The organism is Pantoea sp. CTOTU49201 (genome assembly GCF_032054795.1).
In the GTDB taxonomy this organism is placed as follows: domain Bacteria; phylum Pseudomonadota; class Gammaproteobacteria; order Enterobacterales; family Enterobacteriaceae; genus Pantoea; species Pantoea symbiotica.
In genome coordinates, this window is sequence record NZ_DAMBSA010000339.1 from 1 (window position 1) to 5,159 (window position 5,159).

Genomic DNA, 5,159 nt, shown 5'->3' on the forward strand with positions numbered 1-5,159 from the left:
GAAATGGCAGTGAATCACGCTAATCATAAATTTTGTAATTAGGAATCTTCCCAGCCCAAAAGGTTTAATTCTTATCGCCACTTGAAAGGCACAGCATTATTGCGTGTATATTTTTGTAGTTGCGTCACGAATATTATATTTAAAAAAATTCCTATTTAACTGTTAATAATGATTTTTATCGATCTCGCCCAATGCGTGCCCACTTGCATAAACTTACCAAATTCATACGTTTACTTAAGTTTTGTTTACAAAAAGACGCATTTTGTCGACGTCAGAAATATTCATGATGCAACACTATGCTTAAGCGTCTATAAACAATTTCCGTGAGGAAGTTCTGCTTTCATCCTCAATTGTTCTCTATAGCCGCGTTTAATGACGTCGCTATTTTCCTGAAAGCGATATTTTTAAACGTTGAGAGAAGATTATTGTGACGACCCTGAAACCCTTATTAGCGATAAATCGCAGTCTGGCTATGCAGCGCCGCGAGCGGTTAATTCAGCAATCTGCAGAGGAATCAACGCCATGAATTTAAGCACGCTTCGTCAGGATATTCCGGCTGGTTTGGTGGTGTTCCTGGTCGCGCTGCCGCTCTGTCTTGGCATCGCGCAGGCGAGTGGATTGCCACCCTTTGCTGGTCTGTTAACCGGTGTGATTGGCGGATTGCTGGTGACTGCGCTGAGCCCGTCGCGCTTTGCCGTTAGCGGCCCGGCGGCGGGGTTGGTGACGATTGTGGTCGCATCGATCGTCACGCTAGGCAGTTTTTCCGCCTTTCTCACCGCGCTGATTCTGGCGGGTGTGTTGCAGTGCCTGTTTGGCTTACTGCGTGCCGGACGCTTTATCGCACTGGTGCCGAGCAGCGTGATTAAAGGCATGCTGGCGGCGATTGGTATTCTGCTGATCATGCAGCAAATTCCGGTGGCATTCGGCGCGGCCGGCGATGTCGAGCTGCTGTCGCTGGTTAACGGTGAGTTTCAATTTTCGAGCAGCGCGATGCTGGTTGCTGGCGTGGGTTTAGTCATTCTCTGGCTGTGGACCACACCGCTGATTAAATCGTTTAAAGCGCTAAGCTGGATGCCCGGCCCGCTGGTGGCGGTGCTGGTGGGCTGTGCCGCCACAGTGTTTGGCGATCGTCTGTTCCCGGCGCTGGCAGAAGGCTTACCGCGCATCACGCTACCTGCGTTCGATAGCATGTCGGCACTGGTGGCGGAGCTGGAAACCCCAGACTGGCAAGCGTGGCAGAGCCCTGCGGTGTGGATGGTGGCGATAACGCTGGCGCTGGTCGCGAGCCTTGAAACCCTGCTCAGCCAGGAAGCGCTGAAGAAACTGCGTCCGCAAAATCCCGCTCCTTCTCCCAACAAAGAGATGTTTGCGCAGGGCATTGGTAACCTGACCGCCGGTTTCCTGGGCGCAATGCCGATTACTGCGGTGATCGTGCGCAGTTCGGTGAACGTGAGCGTTGGCGCGCAAACCAAACTGTCGATTCTGATTCATGGTGTGCTGCTGTTAATTTGCGGCCTGTGGTTCAGTAATCTGCTCAACGCGATTCCCCTTGCCAGCCTCGCGGCGGTGCTGCTCTATACCGGTTATAAGCTGGCTACACCGCGCCTGTTCATTGAGCAGATACGCATGGGGCCGCAGCAATATGTGCCATTCCTTGCCACCATCGGCGGGATTATCGTGTTTGGCATGCTGGCCGGCATTGGAATTGGCATCGCTACCCAAATTCTCTACAGCATCTATAAAAGCCATCGCAACGCCTTGCAGCTCACGCGTCATGACGGTCACTACGTTTTACGCCTCAAGCAAAATCTGACCTTTATGCACAATCCAAAACTGCAGGGATTGCTGGCGGAGATTCCGGAAAACAGCGTGGTCGTTGTGGATAACGATAACGCCGAGTATATGGATCCCGACGTTAAAGCGGTGCTAAAAGACTTTGGTGAAAACGCGCGTGAACGTGGCATTCGTCTGAGTCAGTGGTCTGTTGCGGTGAAATAGCAATAAGTTTGCGCTGGAATAGCGGTATTAAAACGAAAAATCGGATATCTCGGATAGCCGATTTTTTTATTTACAGGGCATAATTGCCGCAAGTTTTATCCTTTGTCTCTGGCGTTTCCACAATGCCATTTGGCCCGACGCTGCTGTTTATGGCAGGTTGAGTGCCGCCCAGCCGCAGAGTAGGATGACGAACACTTGCTTAATTACCGAATCATCGCACGGTTATTTCCGGTTTAATGCTTGCTGATGCCTATGGCTGATGGTGGCACTTTCCAGGTTACAGGGTTCAGACGTATGCGCGTTATGCTGTTTGAAGAGAATAATTTTAAAAAGAATGCTCTCACGCTGTTCTTCATTACGCTGTTTTTCTGCTTTATCGGCAGCCATTTGCGCATCCCCGAAGAGTTCTCTCTGTTCTGGCCGGTGAATGCGCTGGTGGCGGGACTGATAGTGCGGAATCCGTTTTTGCACACCACTTCCAGTTATCTGGTTTGCTTCGGTGCGATGGTTTTTAACGACACGGTATTTTCCGGCTGGGCGCTACCGGCGTTTACCGTCAATTTTGCCAATATTCTGTTTATCCTCGTCGCGGTCAGCATGCTGATTAAACATCTGCAGCGTCCTTCCGCTAACAGTCAGGTATTTAATGCGATGCGCATTTTTCCCGCCTGTTTTCTTGGTGCGGCGGCGTGTGCGACCTGGGGCGCATGGGCGCAGGATATCGATTTCAATGCGCGCTTTATCGTGGCGTGGGGCGACTGGTTTAGCGAACAGTTCTCCACTTCGCTGATGCTGCTGCCGGTGATGCTGGCGCGCCCGCTGCGCACGGTTTCACCGCGCACCTTGCTGCATCCCGGCAAACTGCTGCCGCTGGCGGCGGTCATCCTGTCGCTGATCGTTGGGGCATTGATTGGCGGGGCAGGCAGCCTGACGTTCCCGGTTCCTGCGCTGATCTGGTGCGCTATCGTGTTACCGATTCCGTTGACCAGTTTGGTGATCCTGATAACCGGTATCACCGAGATTGTGCTGGTGTCGCACGGTGTCATGAATATTCAGGGTGATGATGCGCTGCTACCGATTAGTCATCTCACCTCGGCACGTCTCGGCGTTGCTACCGTTGCGCTCAGCCCATTGCTGGTGGCGGTGAGCATGGATGCCATCCGCCAGCTGAATCATCGCCTTGCTTTGCGCGCTAATTTTGATTTTCTCACCCAGTTGCTGTCCCGTTCCGGCCTGTATGAAAGTCTGAGAAATGAACCTTTTTCGTTACAGCGGGAAGCGGGCGTAGTGATGCTCGATGTCGACTATTTCAAAGCCATTAACGACAATTTCGGCCACGATGCCGGTGATTGCGTGCTGGAAGAGATTGCGCGGCGCATTCAGCGCGTGGTTGGTAATCGTGGCATGGTGTGTCGATTCGGTGGGGAAGAGTTTGTGATGGTGATGTTCGATTGTAGCCATAGCCAGCTTTATCAACTGGCCGAAACGGTGCGTCAGGCAATGGTCAAAGAGAAGTTCTGGATTCAGGGCAACACGGTAACGGTTACCGCCAGTTTGGGTCTGGCGCGCGGCAGTGCGCAGAGCGAACGTGAATGGCCGAGCGTGATCAATCGTTTAGTGTCAGCAGCGGATAAGAATCTCTATCTCTCTAAACGTAATGGCCGTAATCAAACCTCACCGGCGATGGAGCCGCGCAGCATGATGAATGACGTGGCCTGAGCCACGTCCGCTTTTTTACACGCTGCTTTTCAATTGGCTGGTCTGTTGATGACGCTGCTTTGCCAGCTCGATCAGTCGTGAAATCAGATCGCTGTAGCTTAAGCCCGCCGCCTGCCATAACTTCGGATACATGCTGATGTTGGTGAAGCCTGGCAAGGTATTCACTTCATTGACAATGATCTCGCCGCTTTCCGTCAGGAACACGTCAACACGCGCCATACCAAAACACTCCAGCGCCTGAAACGCGGTAATCGCCACCTGACGAATTGCATCGCTGGCTTCATCGCTGATCGCTGCTGGCACCACCACTTGCGCACCGCTTTCGCTGATGTATTTGGTGTCGTAAGAGTAGAAGGCATCATGGACGACCACTTCGCCACACGGGCTGGCTTCTGGCGCATCGTTGCCGAGCACCGCACATTCAATTTCGCGTCCCTTGATCCCTTGCTCTATCAACACTTTGCGGTCGAACGTAAAGGCCAGATCCAATGCGGCATCGAACGCTTCAGCGTTATCGACTTTGCTCACGCCGACGGATGATCCCTGATTCGCAGGTTTGATAAACAGCGGCAGACCAAAGCGCGCAATCACGGCCTCAGCATCAATACTCGCGCGCTGTGCCTGCGTCACGCTCAGCCAGGGTGCGACGTTCAGCCCGGCATCACGTAACAGGCGCTTGGTGAAATCTTTGTCCATGCTGACCGCAGAACCGAGCACGTCAGAGCCGACAAACGGCAGATTCGCCATGCGTAATAAGCCCTGCAGCGAACCATCTTCACCCAGCGTGCCGTGCACGATGGGGAAAATGACATCCAGCTGGGACAACGGCTGCGCCTGCTGACGCGTAATCAGCTGCTGGGAAGAACTTCCTGGTACCAGCGCGACATTTTCACCTGAACGATTAAGGGCAATCAGCTTCGGATTTTCTGCGTTGAGTAAGAAACCCGATGCATCATTGAGATGCCATTCACCCTGTTTATCAATGCCCAGTAACACCACCTCATACTTGCTCTTGTCGATGGCTTCGAGGATGTTTTTGGCTGATTGTAATGACACTTCATGCTCGGCCGATTTGCCGCCAAACACGATCCCTACGCGCTTTTTTACCATTGCTATTTGTCCGATTGCGATAAAGCGAGTCAGTAAGATAACACGCCCAAGACAGCCATCAACAGCCTTGCTTTTTCCTACATAACACCCTGCAAAACAGCCCCTCTCAGAGCCATCAGTCACGAGTTTAAACAATTATTCATAACCGTTTGAGACAAGTCTTGGACGGCTCAAAACCTGCCTTCTGTCAGAATTTTCCCAATTCAAACAGGTGCAACGGTGGGCAATGTGCTCACCGTTTTTTTGTCAGGTTTACAGGAGTCGGGAAATGGTCGACCAGAAGCAGGATGCTGTGGAGCAGGATGCGCGTTCTGTTGCTCGTATTGAAACCA

3 protein-coding genes are annotated in these 5,159 nt (G+C 52.3%); 2 read left to right on the forward strand and 1 reads right to left on the reverse strand.

Annotated elements, in window-relative coordinates; all coding sequences use genetic code 11:
• The first annotated feature begins 522 nt into the window (after positions 1-522).
• Entirely contained in the window at positions 523-1,998 is a 1,476-nt protein-coding gene (locus RTY00_RS19365; protein ID WP_312665593.1) for a SulP family inorganic anion transporter, read from the forward strand.
• Between the two features lie 294 nt (positions 1,999-2,292).
• Positions 2,293-3,717, forward strand: a complete 1,425-nt coding sequence (locus tag RTY00_RS19370) for a diguanylate cyclase (RefSeq protein ID WP_312665594.1) — start codon at positions 2,293-2,295, stop codon at positions 3,715-3,717.
• Between the two features lie 15 nt (positions 3,718-3,732).
• Here the strand turns inward: RTY00_RS19370 and ddlA are convergent, their stop codons facing one another.
• Positions 3,733-4,827, reverse strand: coding sequence for a D-alanine--D-alanine ligase (gene ddlA, locus RTY00_RS19375; protein ID WP_312665596.1), 1,095 nt, complete (start codon positions 4,825-4,827; stop codon positions 3,733-3,735).
• Positions 4,828-5,159: the final 332 nt, after the last annotated feature.

What these genes read in the sequence shown, in the direction of transcription:
- RTY00_RS19370 (WP_312665594.1), top strand. Translation starts at nt 2,293, where the DNA reads ATGCGCGTTATGCTGTTTGAAGAGAATAATTTTAAAAAGAATGCTCTC.
- RTY00_RS19365 (WP_312665593.1), top strand. Translation starts at nt 523, where the DNA reads ATGAATTTAAGCACGCTTCGTCAGGATATTCCGGCTGGTTTGGTGGTG.
- ddlA (WP_312665596.1), bottom strand. Translation starts at nt 4,827, where the DNA reads ATGGTAAAAAAGCGCGTAGGGATCGTGTTTGGCGGCAAATCGGCCGAG.